The organism is Parapedobacter brassicae (assembly GCF_051400755.1).
GTDB lineage: Bacteria > Bacteroidota > Bacteroidia > Sphingobacteriales > Sphingobacteriaceae > Parapedobacter.
Window position 1 is genome coordinate 646,251 of record NZ_JBLFFL010000002.1, and the last position, 24,776, is coordinate 671,026.

The window sequence follows — 24,776 nt, forward strand, 5'->3', positions numbered from 1 at the left end:
GCTTGTTTATTCATGATTTAATCGCTCGTGCTTGAAGTGTGTTTACAAATTCATCCGAATACCCAATGTGTACGTGCGGGGTAGGGGCATGCCATACCCCGTATCGCGCCCCTGGAAATCGACCAACTCAGGATCGCGCCCTGTATATGACGACACGGTGAAAAGGTTATGCCCCGTGCAGTAGATATACATTCGTTCGATAGTAGACGATCGCTTGCGCAGCAGATCGCTCAGGTCGTAACCCAGCGAAAGCGTGCGCAGCTTGAGAAACGAACCGTTTTCAAGAAACAGATCCTGCTCCGCCCGGTAAGGGATGACATTGCTCCAGGGGTTGTACAGCGGGTACTGGCTGTAATCGCCGCGTTTTTCCCAGAACGTAATCTCCTTGACCGAGTTCATGTCTACAGTGCCCTCGCGGTTGATGAAGTCAAAGCGGTTGGCCATGTCGGCATTCAGTACATTCCGACCCACGTTGAAATAGAAATTGGCGTCCAGTGTCCAGTTGGCGTAGCTGAACTGATTCATGAAGCCGCCCGACACCTTCGGAAAAATATTGCCCATGAGGGTTCTGTCGTCGTCGCTGATCAGGTTATCGCCATTGATGTCTGCCCACCGCGGGTCGCCGGCCTGCAAAGGGATGCCGTTGTAACTCAACCGCTGTCCGTCAACCACCTGGATTTCCGCATCGGACAAATAAATGCCTTCGTTTTGCAGCAACCAAAATTGATCGATGCGCTCACCTACACGGAAAAGCCGATTGTCGATAATGATCTCATCGAGGCCTCCGGGCAGGGCCGTCAGTTTATTCTGGTTATAACCGATGTTTAACGAAGGTGTCCAGGCGAATTTGCCCTCGGTGCCACGAACAGCATCGACACTTAACAATAGCTCCGCGCCCGTATTGTTGACGTCCATCCCCGCTTCATAGGACTGGCGGTAGCCAAATTCGGCGTAGGAGGGGATGCCCAGCAATTGGTTCCGGTCATACTTCGTATACCAATCCAAATTGATGCGTATTCGTTCATTGGCTAAGCCCATGTCCAGCCCAATATTCAATTGGTCGGTGTATGCCCATGGTATGCCGTATCCGGACCAGCCGAACTCGTATGGGCGGGTAAGTACGCCGAAGCCGTTATAGCCCGGCGTGATGACATTGCCGGTATACCCCACGTAGGTCGAATAGGAGGGGCCCTGAGAGAAATTATCGAAGGCATTCAAGCGGCCCAATCGGCCCGCACTCGCCCGGAAATTGAGGGTGGAGAATGCCGATTCGTCCGTAAGCAGATCATTTTTGATATTCCACCCGAAGGACAATACGGGGGTAATCAGCCAACGATTTGTCGGTTGCGCGTTGGACGAACCGTCTGACCGCAGGAGCAATGAAGCCGTATACCTGTCGTCAAAATTGTACGAGGCCCGGCCATAAAAGGACACCAGGTTTTGCTTGGTGTAGTCGAGGAACTTGAAGACCAGTTCGCGCGGGAAGGCGAGTGGATTCAGGTAGTTGCCATTATTGGGATCTGACTCCAGCAAATTGATCTTGATGAAATCGTTGATGCCCTTGTAAGCGTAAGCATAGTTGTACTTAAACGCATCCCACTGCAGCACATTACCCGCTTCAAAATAAAGCGCATGCCGGTCACCCACGTTTACGTCATACGTGAGGTGGTTATCAAACACCAATCGTTGGTTATAACCATAATAGTTGGAGGCAAAGCTGTTTTCTTCCAGCAGGGTACGCGGGTAAAAAAGGTCGCGGGACCCCTCGTTGTAATCGACCGCCAAGCGGGAGGATACCGTGAAACGATTGAAGTCGAATACCAGCTTGGCATGACCCTCGACAATGTTGGTGGCATTATGATCAAAACTGTTTTCAAACTGGGCGACGTATTGGCTGTAGCTATCATTATTGGGTGACAGCGGAGAAGACAGGTCGGGAATATACGACATCGTCGCAAACCGATCGCGCAACGACCGGTTGCGATCGCGCTGCACCCGATTACCGTTGATCATGGCCGAAAATAACAGCCACTTAAGGGGTTTCATGTTTATATTGAATAACGCATTGTAGCGTTTCAGCCCCGTTTCATCCGCTACCCCCTGATTTTGCAGATGTCCTACGGCAAAACGAAAGTTAGCCCGGTCACTACCTCCCGAGATGTCAGCGGTGGCCGAGTAAAGCAATCCGGTCTGATAATAACTGTCCGTCCAGTTAGCAGGACCATAGTAAGCGGTATTTAAGGAGTCGCTCAAGTAAAGCGGGTAACTGTCATCGGCCGAATACCTGCCCGTGGCGGTGTATTGATCATAAAATTGTCGGCGGAATGCATTTTCGTAAGCACCATTGATGGTAGTGACCATCGGCCGTTGCGCCAGCCCTACATACGAATTGAAACTGATCTTGCGGGTAGCGGTGGGCTGTTTGGTGGTGATGGCAATGACCCCATTAGCACCGATGGGGCCATAGATCGCCGTGCTGGCTAAATCTTTCAGCACGGTGACCGATTCGATATTATTCATATCAATATTGCTCAACAGGTTTGTGGCTGGCCCAATTCGATTGAACTGGTACTGCTGGATATCGTAAGCGAATGGGTGCTCTCCGATAAGGGGAATCCCATCCAATACGACCAAGGGCTGCGATTGGTAGGTTTCTTTATTGGATAGGATGGGCATGGGAATCCCCCGCACGTACATCGATTGCACACTCCCTGGTTCACCGGAATTTTCTTGGATATACAGACCTGCAGCCTGATCCTTCAGGTATTGGTGGAGCGATACCGCGGGAAAGCGGGCAATGTCATCCGGTCCAACATTCATGGACCGGTTGCTTAAGTCGGTGAAAACCGTATCATTCCGCTCCAAAGGGAAAAATCTGACCGCTGCCGAGTCGTTGTTTAGGCTGTCACGCTGGGGTGCCACTTTTAATGTATCAGCGACCTGATAGCTGTAGCCAAATGAGGACGTGCCAAGTAACCAAAAAATACAACATATCTGTACTTTCATAATACGTATATCTATTAATTTTATAGGAATTGATTGTTCCTACAGTTAAGTTGCGTAACATGGATGGGCCTGCGGGATAACTCGTAGACAACAGGCCAATCGGCGGTAGACCTAAAAGCTAGCTAACGGCAAGCCACAGCGGTCAATAACAACTGACGATACTAAAGAAATGGGAGGCGTGATAACGTTGTTTAGGTTATCTGTCGCAATCGGTTTTCAAACGTAAATAACATGTTCATAATTAGTGGTTAAGTTTTAACAGGTGTTCACTCGTCTTTTCGGCAATAGCCAATTGCTTGCGCAATGGTAAAAATGTTTATTTGGTTTGTTGCGACTAAATTACAAACAAAAATCGTTTTAGCAAGTTTTTTTTGTTTTTTTTTAAAAATTGTTGAAGAATAGCGTTTGAAGAACATACCAGCCATTTTTATTTTGTTAAAATTCTGTAATTAATAATGAAATTTTGGAAATAATCTGATTTCTGTCATTAATTTTGCGGCAACTTAGAGACATGGCTAAAAGAACGAAAAAGACCGCCGAAGAGGTGGATGTGATTCTTATCGGCGCGGGGATCATGAGTGCCACCCTGGGTACACTGATCAATGAGCTGCATCCCCGTGCAAGCATCGAAATTTTTGAACGGCTGGATGAAGCCGCAGCGGAGAGCTCGGACGCATGGAACAATGCGGGTACGGGCCATTCTGCGCTTTGTGAACTGAACTATACGCCGCAGCGCCCCGACGGGTCGGTGGATATCAGCAAAGCGATCAAAATTGCCGAGGCGTTTGAGATTTCCAAAGAGTTTTGGTCGTATTTAGTGGCTACGGGATTGGTCGACCGCCCGGAAAGCTTTATCCGGCGTGTGCCTCACATGAGTTTCGTATTTGGTCAAGATAATGTTTCGTTCTTGCGGGAACGCTATCAGACCATGAAGGAGCATCACCTCTTTCACGGCATGGAGTATACCGAAGATCATGCGTTGCTGAGACAATGGATCCCGTTGGTCATGGACGGCCGTGATGCCAGCGAAGTGCTGGCTGCCACCAAGATCGACATCGGCACAGATGTCAACTTCGGGGCGTTGACCCGTGCATTATTTCTGCACCTTACCCAGAAAGATGGTGTTAAACTGCGGCTGGCACATGAAGTGCGCGATATTGAACGGACCAACGATGGCCGGTGGGAGGTTTCGGTGAAAAACCTCACGACGGATAGGAAACGGAAGGTGTCTGCGAAGTTTGTGTTTATCGGTGCCGGTGGGGGCTCATTATTGCTCCTTGAAAAGTCGGGTATTCCGGAAGCCAAAGGTTTCGGCGGATTTCCGGTAAGCGGACAATGGCTGAAATGCACCAATCCGGAAGTCATCGCCAAGCACCACGCCAAGGTCTATGGCAAGGCGGCCGTGGGGTCGCCCCCGATGTCGGTGCCCCACCTGGATACGCGGGTCATCGACGGAAAAACGGCACTATTATTCGGTCCGTATGCGGGATTTTCCACCAAATTCCTGAAAAACGGCTCTTGGCTCGATCTGCCGGCGTCCATTAAGCTGGATAATATAGGGCCGATGCTGGCCGCCGGTATGGATAATATCCCGCTGACGAAGTATTTGATCAACCAGGTGCGGCAAAGCCCTGAAGACCGGCTGGAGGCGTTGAAAGAATATGTGCCCACGGCCCGGAAGGAGGATTGGGAATTGGAAGTTGCGGGCCAACGGGTGCAGGTCATCAAAAAAGATGAAAAGCAGGGGGGGATATTGGAGTTTGGTACGGAGGTCGTGAGCAGTGCCGATGGCTCCATCGCTGCGCTCTTGGGCGCATCGCCGGGCGCATCCACATCGGTATCCATCATGATCGACCTGCTTGCCCGGTGTTTCCCCGAGCGGGCCAAGACCGCGCAATACCTGAGCAAGCTGCGGGAAATGATCCCTTCTTTTGGACGATCCATCGCGACGGATGTGCAGCTATGCAGGGAAACCCGTGAACGCTCTGCGGAACTATTGAAATTGGATAGAACACTCGAGTCGGTTTGATGGGGGTATTGCAGTGGATCGGTGTGGCGTGTGGGGTGGTGCAGGTGCTGCTGGCCAAAGCCAATAATGTATTACTCTACCCTTTCGGAATTGCTAGTATCGTGATCACGGTCTACGTGCTGTACGCGGCCGGACTTTATGCCGAAATATTGCTGAACCTGTACTACCTCATCATGAGTATCTACGGCTGGGCGTATTGGGTAAGGCGGAAGGACGATGCACCGGTACAGGCGACCTACGCCACGAACCGGGAATGGGGCATCACCATATTGATTGTCGCCCTTGGTTTCCCGGGGTTATACTACTGTCTGGTTCATTTTACGGACTCCACCGTGCCCGCTTGGGACGCATGGGTGAGCGCGACAGCGTGGGCCGGCATGTGGCTGCTCGCCAAACGTAAGATCGAGAATTGGATCTTGCTTAATATCAGTAATGCGTTTGCGATTCCTTTGTTGGCGTATAAGGGACTCCATCTTTATGCGGCATTGACCTTGTTTTTGTTTATCGTCGCGGTTTTCGGGTATTTTGAATGGAGAAAGATCATCAATCGGCAGGCGCATTTATGATCGCGCCCCAGGTGAGGGAACAGCTGCAAACGCGATCAGCCGCTGCGGAAGCGGCTGGGCGCCTCACGCCTGAGCAGTTGGCGATCATTTATGATCAACGTTGGTTTAAGCTGTTTGTGCCCAAGCGTTATGGCGGCCTGGAGCTGACGGTGCCCGAGGGGGTACGACTGGAAGAGGAACTGGCCCGGATCGATGGCAGCTTGGGATGGACGGTTACCCTCTGTGCCGGGGCCAACCTGTTTGTGGGGTATGTCGACCGTTCGGTAGCACCTGTGCTGTTCACCGCGCCGGATGTGTGCTGGGGCGGGAGCGGACAGGCATCGGGCAGGGCCGTGCGGGAAAACGGGGGATATCGGATATCGGGAACGTGGCGTTATGCCACCGGCGCGCCGCATCTTACGCATTTTACGGCCAATTGCGTCGTGGAGCAGCATGGTGAGGTGTTGACCGACGAAGACGGCAATCCGCTGATCAAGTCGTTTTTCTTCGCGAAGCAGGATGTCCGCGTGGTCGACGATTGGGGCGCGTTTGGATTAAAAGCCACGGCCAGCCACTCGTTTGAGGTTGAGCAGGTCTGGGTAGACGAGGCCCACGCATTCCGGATTGCGCCTGAATATGCTACGCTGGACCTTCCGATATACCAGTATCCATTTTTGCCATTTGCCGAGACGACCCTGGCGGTGAATACCTTGGGCATGGCGCGGCATTTTGTGGCATGCGCTGCGGCAGGTGGGGCGAGCGGCATGCGTGAACGGGCGGAAACGGCAGCGGCGGAACTCGTGAAAGTACGGACACCGTTTTACGAAACGCTGGATGCATCGTGGGACGAATTGCAGGGCACTGGAGGCCTATCGCCTGCGATGTTGCGTGCGGTAAGCGACGGCAGCCGTGCCTTGGTCGACGTATGCCGTGCACAAGTAATGGCGCTATACCCGCACGTGGGGCTGGCAGCGGCGGATGCTTCAACGGAAATCAACCGGGTATGGCGCGACCTCTTTACCGCGAGCCAGCACAGCCTCCTGCGTTAGTCTGCCACACAATCGATTGGCTCATATACGACTGAAAAACGACTCGTATCGCGGGTGACCTGTCGGCCGGTAAGCGCATCGACGGTCAGCGGTTTTTGCAGGAGTTTACCATCGCGCAGCGCAAATACCACCCGCAAGGTATCCTGCGTGCCCTCCTGGGTGAAGGTCCACACCAGGTCGAATACCCCATCGTCCGATTTGCCTAATAGGGTGCCCCGCCTGGCATCTTTCTCCTGCGGGATGACGTTGTAAACCCCACTGACCGTCTTGTTCCGCATGACCAACTGGATATAAGATGAATCCTGCTGCTGTGTTCCTTCCGTTCGCAGGAAACAGTGTTTTTGCTCGTGGTCTTCTAAAGGCAATTGGTCCGCCTGGTGCAGGGTGTCGCTGGTTCCTTCCCCGCTTCGGCTACTGGGTTGGCAGGCAAATAAGCAGGTGAGAAAAGCGAAGCTCATATATACGCGTATGTTCATGTAAAGGGAATTATTCAGACAGGTAACAATTTGCCGGCCGAATTGTTTATTATCCATCAACGGGGGGTAATTGCGGCATTTGGATAGCGAAACATTATATTTGTATACATGATTACGTTTGCTAATGCCAAAATCAATATCGGACTGCAGGTGCTCGGCCGCCGGGATGATGGCTACCACGACCTCGAAACGGTGTTTTATCCGTTGAAGATTTATGATGTAGTAGAAGTGGTGGAGGCCGCTGAAACCCGGTTTATTCCTTCGGGATTGTCCATTCCGGATGATGGTCAGGATAATCTTTGCCTGCGGGCTTACCGGTTGCTTTGGGATGCATATGAATTGCCGCCGGTAGCGATTTATCTGCATAAAACCATCCCCATAGGCGCCGGACTCGGAGGCGGCTCGGCAGACGCTGCCTTTCTGCTGAAATTACTCAACACCATGTTCGGTCTCGGCCTTGACGATACACAGTTAATGGCCTATGCCGGCCAATTGGGTGCCGACTGTGCCTTTTTTATCCGCAATACGCCGGTGCTGGCCACCGGTATCGGAGAGGTGTTTCACAAGGTACAGGTCGACCTATCTGGGTATCACCTGGTGCTGGTGAAACCTAATGTGCACATTTCCACGGGTGAAGCGTACCGCTCGGTGCGGCCCGATCCTGCCGGTAGGCAGCTGGCGTCGGCCATTACCCTGCCCGTGACCGAGTGGCGCGGGGCTATCGTCAATGATTTTGAAGCGGGCATTTTCGCCACGCATCCGCAAATCGCGGCACTTAAAGCGCATCTGTATGAAATGGGGGCGGTATATGCGGCAATGAGCGGCAGCGGATCGGCGGTATATGGGTTGTTTGAAGAACCGGTGCAGCTATCGGGATTGGATGCTGCATACCAGGTATTTTATATTGATCAAACGGGAATGAAATGATGGTCGATTTCCAAGCGGAAATACTACGGTCGGAGACACAGGGCACCGCCATGATGGGATGGGCTTATATCGATATACCCCGGACCGTTGCCGACCGCCTAAAGCCGAACTATAGGCAGGTTTATCGGGTGCGTGGTGAAATCGACGGACATCCGTTTTCGGGAATGGCGTTGATGCCCAAGGGGGATGGCGATTACATTTTGGCCATCAACGGAAGCATGCGGAAAATACTGAAAAAGGGAGTAGGAGATAGGTTGTCGCTCCGGTTGGAGGAAGACCGGGATTTTACGATTGAGCTGCCGGAAGACCTGGAGATCTGCCTGCGGGATGATGAAGCTGATTTGATGGAACGGTTCATGGCCCTGCCAAAATCTCACCGCAACTATTTCATCAATCACATCAACGGAGCCAAGACAGTGCCTACGCGTGCCAAACGCATCGCCATGACGGTAGAGGCGATGGCTTTAGGACTGGACTTCGGAGCGATGATCAGGTTGGATAAGGCCAGGAGGCAAGATGCGTGAGTTGTTGAAAATCGGGGATCAGATACCCCACTTTGTCTTGAAAGACCAGCATGGACAGGACGTCGATATCAACGACCAGATCGGCCAGAAAAAATTAGTCATCTACTTTTACCCCAAAGATGAAAGTCCGGGCTGTACCAAGCAAGCCTGTGCCATCCGGGATAGTTTTGCTGCGTATGCCGATGCCGGAGCGATGGTCATCGGCATCAATTCGGGCAGCGTGGAAAGCCACAGGGCATTTGCCGAAAAATACCGGCTGCCCTTCACGCTGCTCAGCGATCCGGGCAATCAGGTACTGAAAGCCTTCGGTGTCAAAAATGTACTTTTCCTCACCGGCCGGGAGACCTTCGTCTTCGGGCTTGATGGACGCTTGGCCTTCAAGTACCGGGCAATGATGAATGCCACGGCACATAATGACCAGGTATTGGCATTTTTGGAAAAGAGGGGTGTCAATTAATGATCGTCATCGTGACCTTCTTCTACGACATGTATTTCGACTTTCAGGTCGAGGTCATTCTCACCGCCAAACTGTGTATAGTCGGGATTGTTCCAATCATCTGCAGTGATTCCGGCCTTCACGCCCTCGTTTAAGTGACGCAGGATGTAGTTGAATACAAACCCGTCACCGGCCGCCAATACGTGTAAATAGCCGGTTACCCCCACCCGGGCGTCATTCGGGTCGGCATAGTCATAATCCAACATCCCCTGAGGCGCACCCAGCAAGAATACTTGGTGGACAGCTGCATCATTCACAAACTCCTGCTGGGCTTCCCTGCCGGCGAAATCGTAGGCCGTAAGCGATAGGCGATATGTTTTTCCAGCGTCCAAATGCAGGTGTGTACCTAGCGGAGGCAATCCTTGTCCGTCAAATTCGACTTCTACGATTTCGGGGTTTTCGAGATCGTCGGCGTGATCACCATGCCATTCGACTTCGGTAAATGTCAGTTTAGCGCTGCCAATTTCTTCTTGGGGGATCTCCGGCTCGGGGTCGTCTTTGCTGCAGGAAGATGCCACAACCAAGAATCCAAGAGACAGGAGTGCGACGGAGAATTTTTTGATTTGCTTGTTCATACGAATTTTGATTTAACTAGTGAAACAGTTTTTTGTTAATGGTATCATCTGGATTAAAATGAATAGGATAGGCGGATACCGACCTCCCTGCCTAAGTTATGTCCGTAGTAGCGGAACGTGTTCATGTATTCCTTATACAGCCGGTTGAATAGGTTGTTGATCGAAACGCCTACATCCAATTGATGGTTGCCCACGGCCAGTTGGCTGCCCGCATGCAGTGCGAACACATGATAAGCAGGTGGAGGCGGTGCGTAGTCCGCGCCCGGCTCATACCGTTTCTGCTCGAGTACCCAGCGGTGCTCGATGGTGACGTATGTGCCATCGGCGATCCTGCTGGTCAACGGCAGCTGCCATCGCAGCCGGTGATTAAACCGATCTGCCGGAATGTAGGGCAGGAACACCTCATTGGTGATGTCGCGCGCACGGATGATCGAAGCGCCGAGCTGATAGTGCAATCCATAAGGCAACTGCCGCTGCAAGGAAAGATCGGCACCCAGGAAGGTGGCGTCGGTCTGCCGATACCGGAATACCGGGAATGTGCCGCGGATGGTCTGTAAGAATTCGCCCGGAGCAGGCTGCGCATAAATGTAATCCTGAATGTACTGCGCATATAGATCCAGATCCACCGAAAGCGGTCCGTTTTGATAAGCGGGACTGACCACCCATTTGTAGCCCCGTTCGCTCGCCAATTGATCGTATCCGATTTCGTAGCGGGCGGCACCATGATGAAGGCCATTGCTATAGAGCTCGCTGGCACTGGGCGCACGCCACGCCAGGCCAATGTTGCTCCGCAGCTGCCAGTGCGGATCGGCGTGCCAGACACCGCCGATCGATCCGCTGATGTTGTGGAAATGGCGCTGACCTCCATATAGCTGCTGATCCCGGTCGAATCCCGCAGCGTCGAACGTCTTAAAATCGTAGCGTATACCCAATTCCCATTCATGGGTGTCTTCAATGAGCCGCTGAATGGCGAAGGCCCCGGCGGTGAAACTGTCATAATTGGGGATGAGCGGTGTATTCAGCGTACCCGGAACGTTATTGTTGACCTGCAGCGTGAGGTTGGTGCCCGCCTGTGTCTTCCATTTGCCATATAGGGGCGTTTGGTAGGTCGCATCGACGGTCTGTGTGGTCAGCACCATGTCGAGCATGGGTAGTGCATCGCGGCCGGCCCGGCGGATGTCATACTCTTGGCGGTGGTTGCGTTGAAGACCGTATTGTATATCCAGGCTCCCCCCGTCGGCATGGTCCTTATGCCATTTCAGCTTACCCAGGTCATGCGTGACCCGCTGGCGCGGCACGGTGATCTCATACGTGAATGGATAGGTTTCAAGGGGCATGCCCGCTGCGATGCGCGCCTGTATATCTGCTATGGTGCCCACATGGGCACTGGTAAAAATACCGAGCGAGGTGTGGAAACGGCTATAGTAAGCCTCAAATGCGGAGTTGGTACGGCCATAACGCAACGCGCCCGACACGTTGTACTCGGCGACTCCGGTATTGCCCATATAGTAGTCGCCCGTACGCACATTGCCACTGCGTTTCGCCGTGCCCTGCAGCCGCCAGGCCAACCCCTTAACGCCTTTGACGCCCGATTGCAGCATGCCCGATAGTACCCCACCTCGACCGTTGGTCTGGTAGATGGTATTCAGCTCGCCGGATAGGTGCGGATCAATAGGTAGGGGAGCAGGCGACGTAATGATGACCCCACCCATGGCATCGGCGCCGTAGCGCACACCTTCGGCGCCCTTGATCAGTTTAAAATCCTTGGCGATAAAGGGATCAATTTCAGGCGCGTGTTCGCTGCCCCACTGTTGTCCCTCTTGCCGGATGCCGTTATTGAGGATGAGGATGCGATTGCTGTGCATGCCATTGATGACCGGCTTGGCAATGGTAGTACCGGTCTGCAACATGCCCACGCCGGGTAAGGCGGTGAAGAGGTCGGCTAGGGTCCGTCCCCGGGCCTCTGCCACCAGCTCGCGCGAGATGGTCCTAACAGGGTTCGCCGTAACGACCGCCTGCTGGTGTCCGACGACATCCACGTCATGCAAAACAATATGCCCATGACGAAGCGCGAGGGTGAGCGTTTCATCTTGATTGGGGGTGAGCTGCACAGTTAAGCTGTCAAAACCGATGCTGCTGGCGGTTATCGTATATCGAGTACCGCTGCAAAGCTGGGAAAGACGGAAATAACCGTGACCGTCGGAAATGAACTGATGCGCACCCGGATGGGCATTGATGGTAACGCCCGCTAGGGGAAGCTGGGTGTCGCTATCGACCACCCTGCCTTTGATGGTATGTGTGCAAGTTGAGGTTTGGGCATAAGCCCACGAAAAGCAGGAGAAAAATAAGAGGAAAGCTAATATATTCAGTATCCGCATCTGTGCTACATTGTCAACGGCTCAAAAATACAACAATGTTGCTTTAATAAACAAATTAAATGCAACAAAATTTCATTAGTGATCCAAGCCATGCTCCTCAACTGGATCCGGCATGCTCCGCTGCCGTCTCCTAGGTTTCGTCCGCATCGGCTTGAATCGGTAGGGTTGAGGGGGATCGTGGTGGGTTATGAGCGGGGGTGGTATTGGGTAATCACACTGCGCAGGTAATCGCGGTCCACATGGGTATAGATCTCGGTGGTTGTTATGCTTTCATGGCCCAGCATTTCCTGCACGGCGCGGAGATCGGCGCCACCTTCTACCAGGTGGCTGGCGAAGGAGTGGCGGAAGGTATGTGGACTGATTTTCTTTTTCAATCCGCTGGTTTTGGCCAGTTCCTTGATGATGAGGAACACCATGACGCGGGTCAATGGCGCGCCCCTACGGTTGAGGAATACGAAATCGGTATTTTCTGCTTTGATTTTCTGATGTACACGTACTTCCGTAAGGTATATGCGGAGGTATTTAGCCGCTTGGCTGCCGATGGGTATGAGCCGCTCTTTGCTTCCTTTGCCCATCACCTTGATAAATTCGACATCGAGGAACAAGTTGGATATCCGGAGCCCCACCAGCTCGCTTACCCGGAGGCCGCAGCCGTAGAGCACTTCCAGCATGGTTTTGTTGCGCATGCCTTCTGGGGTAGAAAGATCGATGGCCGCGATCAGGCGATCGATCTCCATGACATTGAGCACATCGGGGATCTTGCGTCCCAGTCGCGGGGCCTGGATCAAGGCCGTGGGGTTTTCGATCAGCCCATGCTCAAGGCACATGAAGAGGTAAAAGGCCTTGATGCCCGATAGGATACGAGCCTGACTGTAAGCGGACAATCCGAAGCCGTTAATCCAAGCCAGGAAATCCTGTAGATCTTTTGGGGTGACCGTCTCCGGCAGGAGGCCCTGCGGCTCGGCAAACTGCCGGAGCTTGCTCAGGTCATCCAGATAGGCCTCAACCGTATTGATCGACATGGCCCGCTCGAGTTGAAGGTAATGCTTAAAATCGCTGATGCTCGTTTTCCAATCCATTGGTCACCGCCTAAGTGCCATCATCCGGGCTACGTATTTGCCGATGATATCAAACTCAAGATTGGCCGTGTCTCCCGGTTTTACCTGATTGAAATTCGTATATTCATACGTATAGGGAATGATGGCGACAGAAAACCGATCGCGGCGGGAATCCACTACCGTAAGGCTGATGCCGTTGACCGCGATGGAGCCTTTTTCCACGGTGATATTGCCGGATGAGTCATCGTATTGGAAGGTATACAGCCAACTGCCCTGCTGATCATCCACCGCGATGCACTGCGCAGTCTGGTCTACGTGGCCCTGCACCATGTGCCCATCCAGCCGGTCACCTACTTTGGTGCAGCGCTCGAGATTGACCATACTGCCTACCTGCAACTGCCCAAGATTGCTTTTCTGGAGTGTCTCCGCAATGGCTGTGACAGTATGCACCCCGGGCGATAGGCCTACCACCGTGAGGCACACCCCATTATGCGATACACTTTGGTCGATTTTCAACTCATCGGACAGGGATGAGGAAACGGTAATGTGAAGATTGCCCGCCTCTTGCCTGAGATCGGACACAATACCTATGGTTTCGATAATGCCGGTGAACATATGAAATACGCGTTAGCCATTTGAAATACAAAGGTACGAAAAAGCCCCTATTGCTTTTGTTTTCGGAGTGTACCTAGCAGTAACACGCCGAAAACAAGTGCACCAAAACACCCTGCAAAAGCGAGGTAGTCACCCGTCTGCACATAAAACGTAATTTCCTCATTGAGGTTGATGTCTTGTTTAAGGGCAGCGGGCACCCACCATTCGGTCCGCTGCGTCACGTCGCCACGTTGGTTGATGAATGCCGAGATGCCCGTATTGGCGGAACGGGCTACCCAACGTCGTGTTTCGATGGCGCGCAGTTTTGCATAGGCAAGGTGCTGATTCTTGCCAGAAGTGTCGCCCCACCAGCCGTCGTTAGTGACTACGGCAATGAATTGAGCGCCCTGTTTGATGTATTGCGCGACGTAATCGCCCCATATCGACTCGTAGCAGATCACCGGTGCGGCGCCGATGCCGCTCCGCGAATAAAAAACCGAGGGGCTATCCTGTTTGCCATAGCCGCCGGTCGTGCCGCCGAACGCCGCAAAAAGCGGCTTCATGAAGGCCAGCGCACCGCCGAAGGGCGTTTGCTCCACGCCGGGCACCAGCTTGGATTTGTGGTAGTACTGCAGCTTCGCCGAATTTTCAATGAGAACGGCAGCGTTAAAGGCATCATAGTAAACATCATCAAAAGCACGTGCTGTTGGTGTCTCCGGCCCGCTATATATCCGATATCCTTCGATACCTGTGAGGACATTGCCATTCATATAGGTGTTCAGGAATCGCTGGATGCGGAAAAACGTCGGATGCTGAAAGAATCGGTCTTCATCATACCCGCCTTGCCCAGCGATCGCCGTTTCCGGCCAGACGAAAAATTCGGTGTTCGGCTGCGCCACGGATTCCGAAAGCTGGATAAGGTGTTCGATCTGTTCCTCCGGGGGTATGGAGCCGAACTTGCCATAAGGATCGATATTGGGCTGCACCACCACGATGTTGGACGGATTTTCATGTTCCTCATAAGCAAAATAGTGGTACAGCGACCAGGTGGAGGGTATGATAATCAGCGCTGCGAGACCCGCCAACAACTGATACCGATGCCTGAGCGGGAAACCATCCTTGGCCGACAGGACGGCAAGGAATGTCAATATATTAGCCGCCCAGATCCATACCGTGCCCCCGTAGACGCCGGTGTATTCATACCATTGCACCAACTGATGCGTATCGGCAAATCCGTTGCCCAATGTCATCCACGGGAAAGCCAGGTCCCACGTCTGATGCAAATACTCATAGGCGATCCAAAAGCACACCAAGCCCAGTAATGACCATCCGATGGCGTAGCGCTTGCGCAATTGATAATACAGCCGAAAGGCGAATGCCATCAACACCGCCGCCAATCCAAAAGGGATTAAGGCGACAAACATGGCGGCATATACCGGCATGACGGCATTCATGGCATTGAAGACCCAGTAGATCGAGGCCGTATTCCACACCAACCCAGTGAGGCCCCCCAGCAAAAACACCTTGGTGCCCTTTTTCCGGTAGTCCCCGCGCATCAGCGCTTCCAGCGCCAGCAATAGGGGGACAAACGCCACCCAAAGCAAGGGGGCGGTGTAGGGAATAGGAGGCCATGCCAACCATAGGAGGAAAGCGCTCAACAGCGCCAATAAGTAGTTGTTCTTCACGGTCAAAGTTGAGATAAGAGCTCGTTCTTTTTGTTTTCGTACTCCGCTTGGGTGATCAACTGCCGCTCAAACAGGGATTTGAGCTTCTGGAGTTTCAGGGCAAGCTCATCCGCTTCAGGTACCGCCAGCACACCTGACGCGGTTTCCACCTGCGGTTCATTTTCCGATCGCTGCTTTTCCAAGGCTTCGCTGCTCAACTGATAGTATCTGCGCGCCTGGTTTTTAGGTATGTATGCCAATTCCACCGCTTCACCCCTGATGGGTACAACGACCACTTTGGCGCCCAGGAGGCCCTCCTTGAAGGAAATGTCCTCCACAGCGGTCAACGGAAAAATCTCAAAGTCGGTGGCCAGACCCAATTTGGTAGACCTGCAAAAGATGATGCGCTTATCCGTCAACGCGATGCTATCCGGGAACAGCGTTACGGCAGGCTTTTTCTGCACAGCGATGTAGCTGACCTGTTCGCCATCGGCAAGCATGTCCTGCAGCTTCACCAACAGTTTCTCCACCTCACCCGGATCCTGTCCGTCGTTGATATATCGATCGATGTTCATGCAATTTTTTCACGCTAAGATAGCAAGTTTATCCTAAACCCTGTACGCAAACCACAAATTCACCTTTCAGCGTATGCGTCTCAAAATGACCGATCAGTTCACCAAGTGTCCCGCGGACGGTCTCCTCGTAGATCTTGCTGATTTCGCGCGATATGGAAGCCTGCCGCGCTTCTCCGAAGGTATCGACAAACTCCTGCAGCGTCTTGAGCAGCCGGTGGGGCGACTCATAAAAGATCATGGTACGGCTTTCGGCAGTCAGCGCTTTCAGTCGGGTTTGCCGCCCCTTCTTTACCGGCAAAAACCCTTCGAAACAAAAACGGTCGCACGGCAAGCCGGAAGCCACCAGCGCCGGCACAAAGGCGGTCGCACCCGGGAGGCATTGGATCTCCATGCCATGCTTTATGGCTTCACGTACCAAGAGAAAACCCGGATCCGATATTGCAGGCGTACCCGCATCGGAGATCAGTGCAACGGTTTTGCCCTCCTTGAGGAAGCGGATGATCTCACTGATGGCCTTGTGCTCATTGTGCTGATGGTGGGCATATGCCTTTTTATCAATACCGAAGTGCTTGAGTAAGGGCGCACTGGTACGGGTGTCCTCCGCGAGGATGACATCCGCTTCGCTCAGGATGCGGATGGCCCGGAGCGTCATATCTTCCAGGTTGCCTATGGGAGTGGGTACGAGATAGAGCATTTTTGTTATCTTTGCCAGCACAAAATAAGCGAAACCGTCATGATTTTCAAATCACACCGTGAAATAATTAAATCATGACAGCTTCATCGCCGATAAAGAAAAATTTAAGCAGATGAAAATATGTTGCAAATAGGCTATATCCGCGAAAACCGCGAGCAGGTGATCGAACGTCTGGGTGTCCGCAATTTTAAGGCCATCGGGCTGGTGGATGAAGTGATTGCGCTGGACGAGCGGCGCAGACACCTCCAGACGGAAGCTGACTCCCTTGCTGCCGAGGCGAATACAGCCGCCCGGCAGATCGGCGAACTGATGCGCCAGGGCAAGCGCGACGAAGCGGAAGTCCTGAAAGCACAGGCCGGCGGATACAAAGAGCAACAGAAGAAGCTGGCCGATGAGCAGGCCGCCATAGAAACCGACCTGCATGACAAGCTGGTGCTGCTACCCAACCTGCCGCACACTTCCGTACCCAAGGGAGTAGGCGCGGAGGACAACGAGGTGGTACTCGAACACGGCCACCGGCCCGAATTGCCGGACGATGCCTTGCCCCATTGGGAACTGGCAACGAAGTATGATATTATCGACTTCGAGCTGGGGACAAAAGTGACCGGGGCAGGATTTCCGGTATACAAAGGAAAAGGAGCCCGCTTGCAACGCGCCATGATCAATTTTTTCCTTGATCAAGCGGCAACGGCTGGCTATAAGGAAGTGCAGCCACCGATACTGATCAATGAAGCCTCCGGATTCGGCACCGGGCAGCTGCCCGACAAGGAAGGGCAAATGTACCACGTCGGCATCGACAACCTGTATCTTATTCCCACGGCGGAAGTGCCCGTAACCAACCTATACCGCGACACGATCGTCAAAGAAGGCGATTTTCCGATCAAGCTGACAGCTTATACGCCCTGTTTCCGCCGTGAGGCCGGATCCTACGGAGCGCACGTAAGGGGACTGAACCGCCTGCACCAGTTTGATAAGGTAGAAGTCGTGCAGATCGTACATCCCGACTGCTCCTATGCGGTGTTGGAAGAAATGAGCCGATATGTGCAATCACTGCTCCAAGCACTGAACCTCCCTTACCGGGTGCTGCGCCTTTGCGGGGGCGATATGGGTTTTACGTCGGCACTCACCTACGACATGGAAGTGTGGAGCGCGGCCCAGAAGCGCTGGCTGGAAGTATCTTCCGTATCCAATTTCGAAACTTACCAAAGCAACCGGCTAAAAGTGCGATTCAAAGGGGGAGAAAGCGGTAAAACCCAATTGGCCCATACCCTCAACGGCAGTGCATTGGCCCTGCCACGGATATTGGCTTCTATTTTGGAAAATAACCAAACGGATAAAGGGATCAAGATGCCTGATGTGCTGGTGCCTTATGCCGGGTTTGAGTGGATTGATTAATATTCCTTCGAATTTTCGCCGGTTTTTGTGCTGAAACATAAAAAAAATGCCATTTGCTGATGATTTAACGGCAAGTAGCATTTTTTTATCAAAAAATCGTCCAATTATTTGGTGATTTATTAATAATTGCTTTACATTTGACCATCACAAATGAACAAGCCTTGCATAGCCAGCTGGATCCGATAAATAGTGATGGTCGAACGATAATTTAATGTATGCAGCAAAATCTACAAAAACAAGCACACGATTGCCAAACACACATGTTTTAAACAACCTGCCGGAATAAGAGATTTCTATATTAAAAATCTTTCAACCTGCTGATTTCAACTTACTATTTGAACAATATTTTGGAATGCCAACGCATTGCACAATGAAGAAATCCGATATTTCGGATACTGTAATCTTAATTAATTAACCAAAATTTAAAACACATGAAACAAAGAGTACTAAGTTTCGTACTGCTCTGCGTTTTGTCAATTGGCTTAGCCAATGCGCAAACCAGGGTTGTTAGCGGAAAAGTGACGTCCACGGAAGGCGGGGCGCCGTTATCGGGAGTATCGGTTGCGGTTGTTGGCTCTACGATCGCCACCAGCACGGATGACGATGGTAATTACGCCATTACCGTGCCGGCTAATTTCGATGCCCTTCGATTTCAATATCTGGGTTATGAAACTCAAGATCAATCGGTGGCTAACTACGCCCAACGAGGCAACACACTGAATGTTGCACTCGTCCCTACAAGCACCAGTCTAGACGAAGTCGTGGTGACGGGTGCCGGTCTGACGGCCAAACAACGACAGTTAGGGAATGCCTCAACCACGGTTTCCAGCCAACAGATTACTCAAGGCAAGGCCGGAAATGTTGCCGCTAGCCTCTCCGGCCGAGTTCCGGGTTTGCAGGTCAACGCTGTAAGCGGGGGTATCAACCCAAACTACCGCCTAGTCCTGCGCGGCCAGCGTTCCTTGACCGGTAACAATCAAGCGCTCCTTGTGGTAGATAACGTGATCGTGCCGAATTCCTTATTAGGTAATCTCAATCCTGAAGACATCGAAAACATTCAGGTGCTGAATGGTGCCGGTGCAGCTGCCTTATACGGATCGGACGCATCTAACGGCGCCTTGATTGTTACCACCAAAAAAGGAAAGGCCGGTCAGTCTTTTATCAAGCTGTCACATACCTCTACGGTTGAACAGGTAAGCTATTATCCCCAATTGCAGTCAAGATTCGGTTCGGGTACTACTCCTGACAACGTGAAGACTTACACTCCATACGAAAACCAGCAATACGGCCCCGAATTCGATGGCTCTTTGGTTGAGATCGGCAAACCCCTTGAAGACGGTTCCATCCAGACGATTCCTTACTCGCCCACGAATGCGCGCCGGGATTTTTGGGAAACAGGTTTGACAAACCAAACTGATCTGTCGCTTTCGTCCGGTGATGAAAAATCGACTTACTATTTATCCGGACAGTACTATTCCCAGAAGTCTACCGTACCCAATGACAAATACTGGCGGGCGCAGCTTCGGATGAATGGAACCAGGAAGGTTTATGACAACTTTGACGTCGAGTACACTGCCAATTATATCTACAACTGGTATGATCGGACCACGGATCCTGCAGGGATGTACAATAACATCATGATGACACCCGCACATATTCCTTTGACGCAATATAAAGACTGGAAGAACGACCCATATGCCAATCCGAACGGATATTACAACGAATACTATGACAATCCGTATTTTACATTGGATAATTCCCGTACCAGCGAGATTAACGAATATCTGCAGGGTAATGCTCAACTGCGTTGGAAACCCATTGAAGAACTGACCTTTATCTACCGGATTGGCCTAAGTTCGCGTAATTACCGGGACAAATATCGTATGGAGAAATTTATATTGAGCGATTATACCAAGGATATTTCGCCGTCTAAGACTGACATTGCCGGAAACACCGGGGATGCGCAGCGGTGGTATTACCAGTTAAATTCTGATTTCACGGCAGGATACGCCAAAAACTTTACCGAGGATTTCTTATTTGAAGCAACCTTAGGAACCAGCCTCCGTGATAACAATAACAAGTTCGTTGGGGTTAGTGCCAATGGACTAGTAGTCGATGGCCTTTACAACATTTCCAACTCCCAGAACAATCCGGGTGCCGCTGAGCAAAATTACCGGGCCAGGCAACTTGCTGTCTTTGGAGATATTCGCTTGGGCTATAAGAACTACCTGTTTGCTCACTTCACCGGCCGTAATGACTGGCGTTCTATTTTAGCGAAGGAAAACCGTTCGTTTTTCTATCCTTCAGTTGACGTGTCGTTTATCGTGACCGATGCCATCGAATCGTTGAAAAATGTGTCGTGGTTAGAATACCTAAAAATACGTGCGGGTTATGCCTACGTAGGTAACGTGAATCTGGGTAGTACGGAATCCACGATCGGCGCTTACGCATTGGTGCCCACGTTCAGCCAAGGCAATGGTTACCCCTATGGCGGAACTGCTGGTTTCTCGCTTGACGGCGGCTTGGTTTCTCCCGATATCAACCCTGAAATTACGAAAGGCCCTGAGGCAGGTATCGAATTCGATTTGTTCAATGGAGATATTAACGGTGGGTTTACATACTACCGCACCAATACCGTGGACCAAACTATCAGTGTCTCCGTATCTACTTCTTCTGGGTTCAGTGCCTTACGCACCAACGTGGGCGAAGTGCTTAACGAGGGTGTCGAAACCTACCTGCGGGTAACTCCTGTACGTAACATTAATGGATTTACACTGACCGTAGGAGCGAATTACACGCACAATCGCAACGAAGTACTTTCCCTCTCCAACCAATCGGATGTATTGCAGATCGGCTCCAGCGGAACCGCCGCGCTCGTTGTTGCCGAAGTAGGGCAGCCCTTCCCTTTATTGAAGACCACACGCTACAACCGTGACCCGCAAGGCCGTATCATTGTGGATCCGACCAGCGGCTTCCCCTCTACGGATGGCTCCTTCGACATCTTGGGAACCTCCAACCCGCCCCATATCTTGGGTACTGATTTAGAACTCCGGTGGAAAGGCTTACGATTTACTTCCCTGTTTGAGTACCGCACCGGTCATTATTTCTATAATGGGGTGACCACCGCATTTGACTTCTCCGGGGCCGGTATCCGCACTACATGGTTCAATAGGGAGCGTTTCGTGGTTCCGAACTCTTCGTATCTCGATCCTTCTTCAGGCGAATATGTGGCTAACACGAATATTACGACCCGTTCGGGTGGAGCTGATTTCTGGACTGACGGTACACGCAACACGGGTATAGGCGAAAACTACGCACACTCAGCCGCATTTTGGAAATGGCGTGAAGCTACTTTGTCGTATGATTTGCCTGCGCACATCTTCAGAGGCTATGTAAAGGGGGCCACGGTCAGTGTCCAAGGGCGTAACCTATTTATCTGGGTTCCGAAAACCAACCTGTACACCGATCCGGAATATAGCCAAAACGGCTCAGACAGCAACGCCATCGGGATTGCCAATGTGTCGTTGACGCCTCCGGCCCGTTATTTTGGTGGAACGGTTTCATTTACGTTTTAACACTGGTTTGTTTACACTATAGTAAATACTTCAATGAAAAAGATAAGTTTAAAAGTTGCAGCATTGGCCCTGGTTTTACTGGGCACATCCTGCGAGAAATATTTGGATATTAACGAAAATCCAAACTCAGCGACCACGGTGCAGCCCGATTTGGTGCTGCCATCAGCTATCGTTGGTTCAGCATCCCAAGCCGTGGCCTATAATACTTATGGTGGTTCATTAGCAGGCTATATTGCCAATGCCGGTGGATTTTCCGGTTTCGGCGCGTTGTTGAACTACAACTTCACGCCCGGTTTCTTTTCCAATTGGACAGGCACCTATGACAACCTCAACGATTACAAGTATGTGATCGACCAAACCGAGGGTGTCGACGAACAATCATACCTGAATGCCGCTGCAAAGATCATGACAGCTTATATGTATCAGCTGATCGTGGACGCGCATGGGGATGTGCCATATTCGGAAGCCCTGCTTGGAACAGTCAATTTGAGCCCAAAGTATGACAGCGCACCGGATATTTACCAAGGCCTTGTGGCCAAAGTAGACAGTGCCATCGATATCATTGACAATGCTCAATTTCCTTTGTCGTTGAATTCCTCATCGGATCCTCTGTTTGGGGGCGATATGGATCAATGGAAGAAATTGGCCAATACTATCAAGCTCCGTCTGTTGATCCGGATTTCCGGTGTAGCATCTTTGCAGGACTTTGTGAGTGCGCAGTTCGCCTCCATCGATGAGGAGTTGGGATTCCTCGAAGAGGATGCAATCGTAAATCCGGGATATGTAACCGATCGACCGAACCCCACTTGGGCGACTTGGGGATATACGACGACTGGCAATGTAGCTAATGCCTCGCGTGTACCCACATTCTACATATATGGGTATTACGATGGTACCAAATTGAGTGATCCTGGCAGAGGCAGCGTTATCTTCAATGATTTTGGTAATGCCAGCCGGCCTACCCCATTGAATCAGTTAGGAGTGGAGCAGAACAATCCTCCGATTCGATCGGGGTATTCGCCGTGGTATACAGGCGATGCGTCAAGTCTTTCCGATGCGCTGGGAGTTGTGAAAGGCTCTTCGCAAGGGCAGCCGATCTTCCTCGCCGCCGAGTCTTATTTCCTCCAAACAGAGGCTCAGTTGAAGGGGTATATTGATGGCGCTGCTGACGAAAGTTTTGAAGCGGGTATCACTGCGTCTTTTGCATACCTTTATACGACTGTTGACGGTGCGATTGATGCTGACATGGATGTAGAAGGTGATGTGGAAGCTTACTTGGAAGATAACAGTGGTTCCACGCTGGTGAACTTTAATGCTGGCTCTGACGAGCAGAAACTAGAGGCTATTATCACTCAGAAGTACATCGCATTGAACATGATCCATGGGCACGAAGCTTGGAACGAATATCGTAGAACAGGCTATCCGCAAACCAGCCCCAGTGCAGATAGATACCGTAATTTTGCGTCGACGACATCAAATTCGACCCGTCCGGATGAGTTGCCGACGATTCTGTTGTATCCACAGACGGAGTTTGCGTATAATCCTGATAATGTGAGGACGTTGAACCAGTTTAGTGACCTGATTTTTTGGGCAAAACAATAATTAGAGAACAATGAAAAAGATAACAAAATTAATAGCGCTTTTTGTTGCATTCGGCTTGTTGAGTTCATGCCTGAAAGACGATAAATACGCATTGGATCCTTCGGGAGGAAATAACGTAGTTGAGTTTTATAATGTAACTGCGCCTATATCGACCTATAACGACAAATATGTCATTTACATTCCAATGACGTTGGAGGCGGTCGAGGAGGCCGAATTTACGGTTGGGGTAAATTATGCTGGTCCGGAAAATGTGGCTCCGCAAGACATCGTGATCGAGTTGGCTGCTTCACCAGAAACCGTAGAAGATAACAACACGGTGGAGGGTTCATCCTACACCCAACTAGATCCATCTCTTTATGAATTTCCGACCACGGTAACCATTCCGAAGGGAGAAAAGACTGCCCTTTTTCAAGTGAAGGTTAAACCTCTTGAATTCAATGGTGATTTAAATAATGCATTGGGCATAAGAATCACATCTAGTTCTTACGGTGTCATCAGTGGCAACATTGGCGAAGTTATTTTTAGCCTACCGGTAAAGAATATCTATGATGGTGTCTATGCTGTAGAGGAAATCGCTCCAATGTCGGATGTGGTTGCTTCGAATTTAGTGGGCTATTATCCGTTTGATGCTGAGTTGAGGACACTTAATGGAAGCAGCGTGGTAATGTTCGATTACTTGATTGGAAATAATGGTCATTTGATATTCGATAATGTAGCTCAAGGATTGTCCTACTATGGGAATTTTGCGCCTGTGTTTCATTTTGATGAGGAACATAATGTTGTTGATGTCACTAACTATTTCGGTCAAGGGACAAACTCTAGTGCGAGAGCTGCTAGACTTGATCCCACTGGCGTAAATAAATTTACAATCAATGAAGATGGGTCAAGAGTGCTGGAAGTAAACTACGTGATGGTTCAAGGAGGAACAGATCGTACCTTCTACAGCGAGCGGTGGGTATTCACCGGTACACGCGAAGAATAAATGACCCTTTGATAATATACCTGCGGTTTCCCAGAATTGTTCCGCTTGTATCATGTGTTTGTGAACCCAAAACAATTCTATCGCTAAAAAAGGGGCTCCCAGCCCCTTTTTTAGTTAATATACTTGCAAGTTTCTCAGTTTCGGTACGATGGCGAACTCCTTAGCTGCCGAAAACAACGATTGACAACTCTCTAAAGCGTTTGATAAAGAGATTTCGGTTAAAAATATTTTGCACCCTTGTTAATTCCGGATTTTTGCCCTGTTGTTTCAGTTGGAAATTGAAGTATTACCTTCTGTTACGTCAATTTTTGAGGTGATAAAAGTATTTTTAGCACTTTAAATCATATTTTATTGCTGTATTTCAATAAGATTTAGTGTTTTTACAATTTTAATTAAAAATTTAATGAAGTATATCAAGTTAAATGATTAATTGACATAAATACCGATAAAAATATTTGTTTTATATTAATTTTTTATTATATTTGATCTCAATCAGCTGATAATTGTTTACTATAACACACCAAAACACAAAACAAAACACACTTAACTAAGATTACTCAAAAGAACCGCTCAATTATTGTTTTAATAAACACACTACAGTGCTTTATATGAGCATAGGCTTGGCATAAGCC

Annotated in this window: 20 protein-coding genes; 10 read left to right on the forward strand and 10 right to left on the reverse strand. The window is 50.8% G+C overall.

What is annotated here, in order from left to right; translation table 11 throughout:
- Positions 1-42: 42 nt before the first annotated feature.
- Both ACMGDE_RS08175 and ACMGDE_RS08180 read right to left on the reverse strand, forming a co-directional pair.
- Positions 43-3,006, reverse strand: a complete 2,964-nt coding sequence (locus tag ACMGDE_RS08175) for a SusC/RagA family TonB-linked outer membrane protein (RefSeq protein ID WP_436832287.1) — start codon at positions 3,004-3,006, stop codon at positions 43-45.
- A 266-nt stretch (positions 3,007-3,272) separates the two neighbouring features.
- Complete coding sequence (locus ACMGDE_RS08180; RefSeq protein WP_436832288.1) at positions 3,273-3,431, reverse strand: hypothetical protein; 159 nt, start codon at positions 3,429-3,431, stop codon at positions 3,273-3,275.
- A gap of 68 nt (positions 3,432-3,499) precedes the next feature.
- Between ACMGDE_RS08180 and ACMGDE_RS08185 the strand changes: the two genes are divergently transcribed.
- Genes ACMGDE_RS08185 through ACMGDE_RS08195 form a run of 3 tightly spaced genes read left to right on the forward strand, consistent with a single transcriptional unit; the run spans position 3,500 to position 6,629 of the window.
- Positions 3,500-5,035, forward strand: coding sequence for a malate:quinone oxidoreductase (locus ACMGDE_RS08185; protein WP_436832289.1), 1,536 nt, complete (start codon positions 3,500-3,502; stop codon positions 5,033-5,035).
- On the forward strand, positions 5,035-5,601 hold the full coding sequence (gene pnuC, locus ACMGDE_RS08190; RefSeq protein WP_436832290.1) for a nicotinamide riboside transporter PnuC: 567 nt from the start codon (positions 5,035-5,037) through the stop codon (positions 5,599-5,601). The genes ACMGDE_RS08185 and pnuC overlap by 1 nt, the downstream gene beginning before the upstream one ends.
- The gene (locus ACMGDE_RS08195) at positions 5,565-6,629 is read left to right on the forward strand and encodes an acyl-CoA dehydrogenase family protein (RefSeq protein WP_436832291.1); all 1,065 of its coding nucleotides are present in this window, start codon (positions 5,565-5,567) and stop codon (positions 6,627-6,629) included. The genes pnuC and ACMGDE_RS08195 overlap by 37 nt, the downstream gene beginning before the upstream one ends.
- Here ACMGDE_RS08195 and ACMGDE_RS08200 read toward each other — a convergent pair.
- On the reverse strand, positions 6,626-7,105 hold the full coding sequence (locus tag ACMGDE_RS08200) for a hypothetical protein (RefSeq protein WP_436832292.1): 480 nt from the start codon (positions 7,103-7,105) through the stop codon (positions 6,626-6,628). The genes ACMGDE_RS08195 and ACMGDE_RS08200 overlap by 4 nt on opposite strands.
- A gap of 108 nt (positions 7,106-7,213) precedes the next feature.
- On the opposite strand from ACMGDE_RS08200, the gene ispE reads away from it, so the two are divergent.
- The 3 genes from ispE to ACMGDE_RS08215 are packed head-to-tail and all read left to right on the forward strand — an operon-like array spanning position 7,214 to position 9,013.
- Positions 7,214-8,032, forward strand: coding sequence for a 4-(cytidine 5'-diphospho)-2-C-methyl-D-erythritol kinase (gene ispE / locus ACMGDE_RS08205; protein ID WP_436832293.1), 819 nt, complete (start codon positions 7,214-7,216; stop codon positions 8,030-8,032).
- The gene (locus tag ACMGDE_RS08210) at positions 8,029-8,556 is read left to right on the forward strand and encodes a YdeI/OmpD-associated family protein (RefSeq protein ID WP_436832294.1); all 528 of its coding nucleotides are present in this window, start codon (positions 8,029-8,031) and stop codon (positions 8,554-8,556) included. Before ispE ends, ACMGDE_RS08210 begins: the two co-directional genes overlap by 4 nt.
- On the forward strand, positions 8,549-9,013 hold the full coding sequence (locus ACMGDE_RS08215; protein ID WP_436832295.1) for a peroxiredoxin: 465 nt from the start codon (positions 8,549-8,551) through the stop codon (positions 9,011-9,013). Before ACMGDE_RS08210 ends, ACMGDE_RS08215 begins: the two co-directional genes overlap by 8 nt.
- Here ACMGDE_RS08215 and ACMGDE_RS08220 read toward each other — a convergent pair.
- The 7 genes from ACMGDE_RS08220 to rsmI all read right to left on the reverse strand — a co-directional run bounded on the left by ACMGDE_RS08220 (position 9,010) and on the right by rsmI (position 16,590).
- Entirely contained in the window at positions 9,010-9,627 is a 618-nt protein-coding gene (locus ACMGDE_RS08220) for a hypothetical protein (protein ID WP_436832296.1), read from the reverse strand. The two genes, ACMGDE_RS08215 and ACMGDE_RS08220, sit on opposite strands and share 4 nt — an antisense overlap.
- Before the next feature lie 53 nt (positions 9,628-9,680).
- On the reverse strand, positions 9,681-12,005 hold the full coding sequence (locus ACMGDE_RS08225; RefSeq protein ID WP_436832297.1) for a TonB-dependent receptor: 2,325 nt from the start codon (positions 12,003-12,005) through the stop codon (positions 9,681-9,683).
- Between the two features lie 185 nt (positions 12,006-12,190).
- Positions 12,191-13,084 (reverse strand): site-specific tyrosine recombinase XerD, encoded by an 894-nt coding sequence (gene xerD, locus ACMGDE_RS08230; RefSeq protein WP_436832298.1) that lies wholly within the window; start codon positions 13,082-13,084, stop codon positions 12,191-12,193.
- 3 nt (positions 13,085-13,087) lie between these two features.
- Positions 13,088-13,678 (reverse strand): riboflavin synthase, encoded by a 591-nt coding sequence (locus ACMGDE_RS08235; protein ID WP_436832299.1) that lies wholly within the window; start codon positions 13,676-13,678, stop codon positions 13,088-13,090.
- A 47-nt stretch (positions 13,679-13,725) separates the two neighbouring features.
- The gene (lnt, locus tag ACMGDE_RS08240) at positions 13,726-15,342 is read right to left on the reverse strand and encodes an apolipoprotein N-acyltransferase (RefSeq protein ID WP_436832300.1); all 1,617 of its coding nucleotides are present in this window, start codon (positions 15,340-15,342) and stop codon (positions 13,726-13,728) included.
- A gap of 2 nt (positions 15,343-15,344) precedes the next feature.
- A complete protein-coding gene (locus ACMGDE_RS08245; RefSeq protein WP_436832301.1) occupies positions 15,345-15,896 on the reverse strand; it encodes a PH domain-containing protein in 552 nt (183 codons plus the stop codon).
- Between the two features lie 28 nt (positions 15,897-15,924).
- Positions 15,925-16,590 (reverse strand): 16S rRNA (cytidine(1402)-2'-O)-methyltransferase, encoded by a 666-nt coding sequence (rsmI, locus tag ACMGDE_RS08250; RefSeq protein ID WP_436832302.1) that lies wholly within the window; start codon positions 16,588-16,590, stop codon positions 15,925-15,927.
- Positions 16,591-16,710: 120 nt separating this feature from the next.
- Between rsmI and serS the strand changes: the two genes are divergently transcribed.
- The 4 genes from serS (at position 16,711) to ACMGDE_RS08270 (ending at position 24,144) form a co-directional block, all read left to right on the forward strand.
- Complete coding sequence (gene serS, locus ACMGDE_RS08255; protein ID WP_436832303.1) at positions 16,711-17,985, forward strand: serine--tRNA ligase; 1,275 nt, start codon at positions 16,711-16,713, stop codon at positions 17,983-17,985.
- 431 nt (positions 17,986-18,416) lie between these two features.
- Positions 18,417-21,560, forward strand: a complete 3,144-nt coding sequence (locus ACMGDE_RS08260) for a SusC/RagA family TonB-linked outer membrane protein (RefSeq protein ID WP_436832304.1) — start codon at positions 18,417-18,419, stop codon at positions 21,558-21,560.
- Between the two features lie 33 nt (positions 21,561-21,593).
- Positions 21,594-23,162, forward strand: coding sequence for a SusD/RagB family nutrient-binding outer membrane lipoprotein (locus ACMGDE_RS08265; protein ID WP_436832305.1), 1,569 nt, complete (start codon positions 21,594-21,596; stop codon positions 23,160-23,162).
- 10 nt (positions 23,163-23,172) lie between these two features.
- Positions 23,173-24,144: a DUF1735 domain-containing protein gene (locus tag ACMGDE_RS08270; protein ID WP_436832306.1), complete on the forward strand. Its 972-nt coding sequence runs from the start codon at positions 23,173-23,175 to the stop codon at positions 24,142-24,144.
- Positions 24,145-24,776 lie beyond the last annotated feature (632 nt).

Bases quoted from the DNA above. Each gene is read 5' to 3' on its own strand.
- ACMGDE_RS08175 (WP_436832287.1), bottom strand. From the start codon at position 3,006: ATGAAAGTACAGATATGTTGTATTTTTTGGTTACTTGGCACGTCCTCA.
- ACMGDE_RS08180 (WP_436832288.1), bottom strand. From the start codon at position 3,431: ATGGCTGGTATGTTCTTCAAACGCTATTCTTCAACAATTTTTAAAAAA.
- pnuC (WP_436832290.1), top strand. From the start codon at position 5,035: ATGGGGGTATTGCAGTGGATCGGTGTGGCGTGTGGGGTGGTGCAGGTG.
- ACMGDE_RS08195 (WP_436832291.1), top strand. From the start codon at position 5,565: ATGGAGAAAGATCATCAATCGGCAGGCGCATTTATGATCGCGCCCCAG.
- ACMGDE_RS08200 (WP_436832292.1), bottom strand. From the start codon at position 7,105: ATGAACATACGCGTATATATGAGCTTCGCTTTTCTCACCTGCTTATTT.
- ispE (WP_436832293.1), top strand. From the start codon at position 7,214: ATGATTACGTTTGCTAATGCCAAAATCAATATCGGACTGCAGGTGCTC.
- ACMGDE_RS08210 (WP_436832294.1), top strand. From the start codon at position 8,029: ATGATGGTCGATTTCCAAGCGGAAATACTACGGTCGGAGACACAGGGC.
- ACMGDE_RS08215 (WP_436832295.1), top strand. From the start codon at position 8,549: ATGCGTGAGTTGTTGAAAATCGGGGATCAGATACCCCACTTTGTCTTG.
- ACMGDE_RS08220 (WP_436832296.1), bottom strand. From the start codon at position 9,627: ATGAACAAGCAAATCAAAAAATTCTCCGTCGCACTCCTGTCTCTTGGA.
- ACMGDE_RS08225 (WP_436832297.1), bottom strand. From the start codon at position 12,005: ATGCGGATACTGAATATATTAGCTTTCCTCTTATTTTTCTCCTGCTTT.
- xerD (WP_436832298.1), bottom strand. From the start codon at position 13,084: ATGGATTGGAAAACGAGCATCAGCGATTTTAAGCATTACCTTCAACTC.
- ACMGDE_RS08235 (WP_436832299.1), bottom strand. From the start codon at position 13,678: ATGTTCACCGGCATTATCGAAACCATAGGTATTGTGTCCGATCTCAGG.
- ACMGDE_RS08245 (WP_436832301.1), bottom strand. From the start codon at position 15,896: ATGAACATCGATCGATATATCAACGACGGACAGGATCCGGGTGAGGTG.
- rsmI (WP_436832302.1), bottom strand. From the start codon at position 16,590: ATGCTCTATCTCGTACCCACTCCCATAGGCAACCTGGAAGATATGACG.
- serS (WP_436832303.1), top strand. From the start codon at position 16,711: ATGTTGCAAATAGGCTATATCCGCGAAAACCGCGAGCAGGTGATCGAA.
- ACMGDE_RS08260 (WP_436832304.1), top strand. From the start codon at position 18,417: ATGAAACAAAGAGTACTAAGTTTCGTACTGCTCTGCGTTTTGTCAATT.
- ACMGDE_RS08265 (WP_436832305.1), top strand. From the start codon at position 21,594: ATGAAAAAGATAAGTTTAAAAGTTGCAGCATTGGCCCTGGTTTTACTG.
- ACMGDE_RS08270 (WP_436832306.1), top strand. From the start codon at position 23,173: ATGAAAAAGATAACAAAATTAATAGCGCTTTTTGTTGCATTCGGCTTG.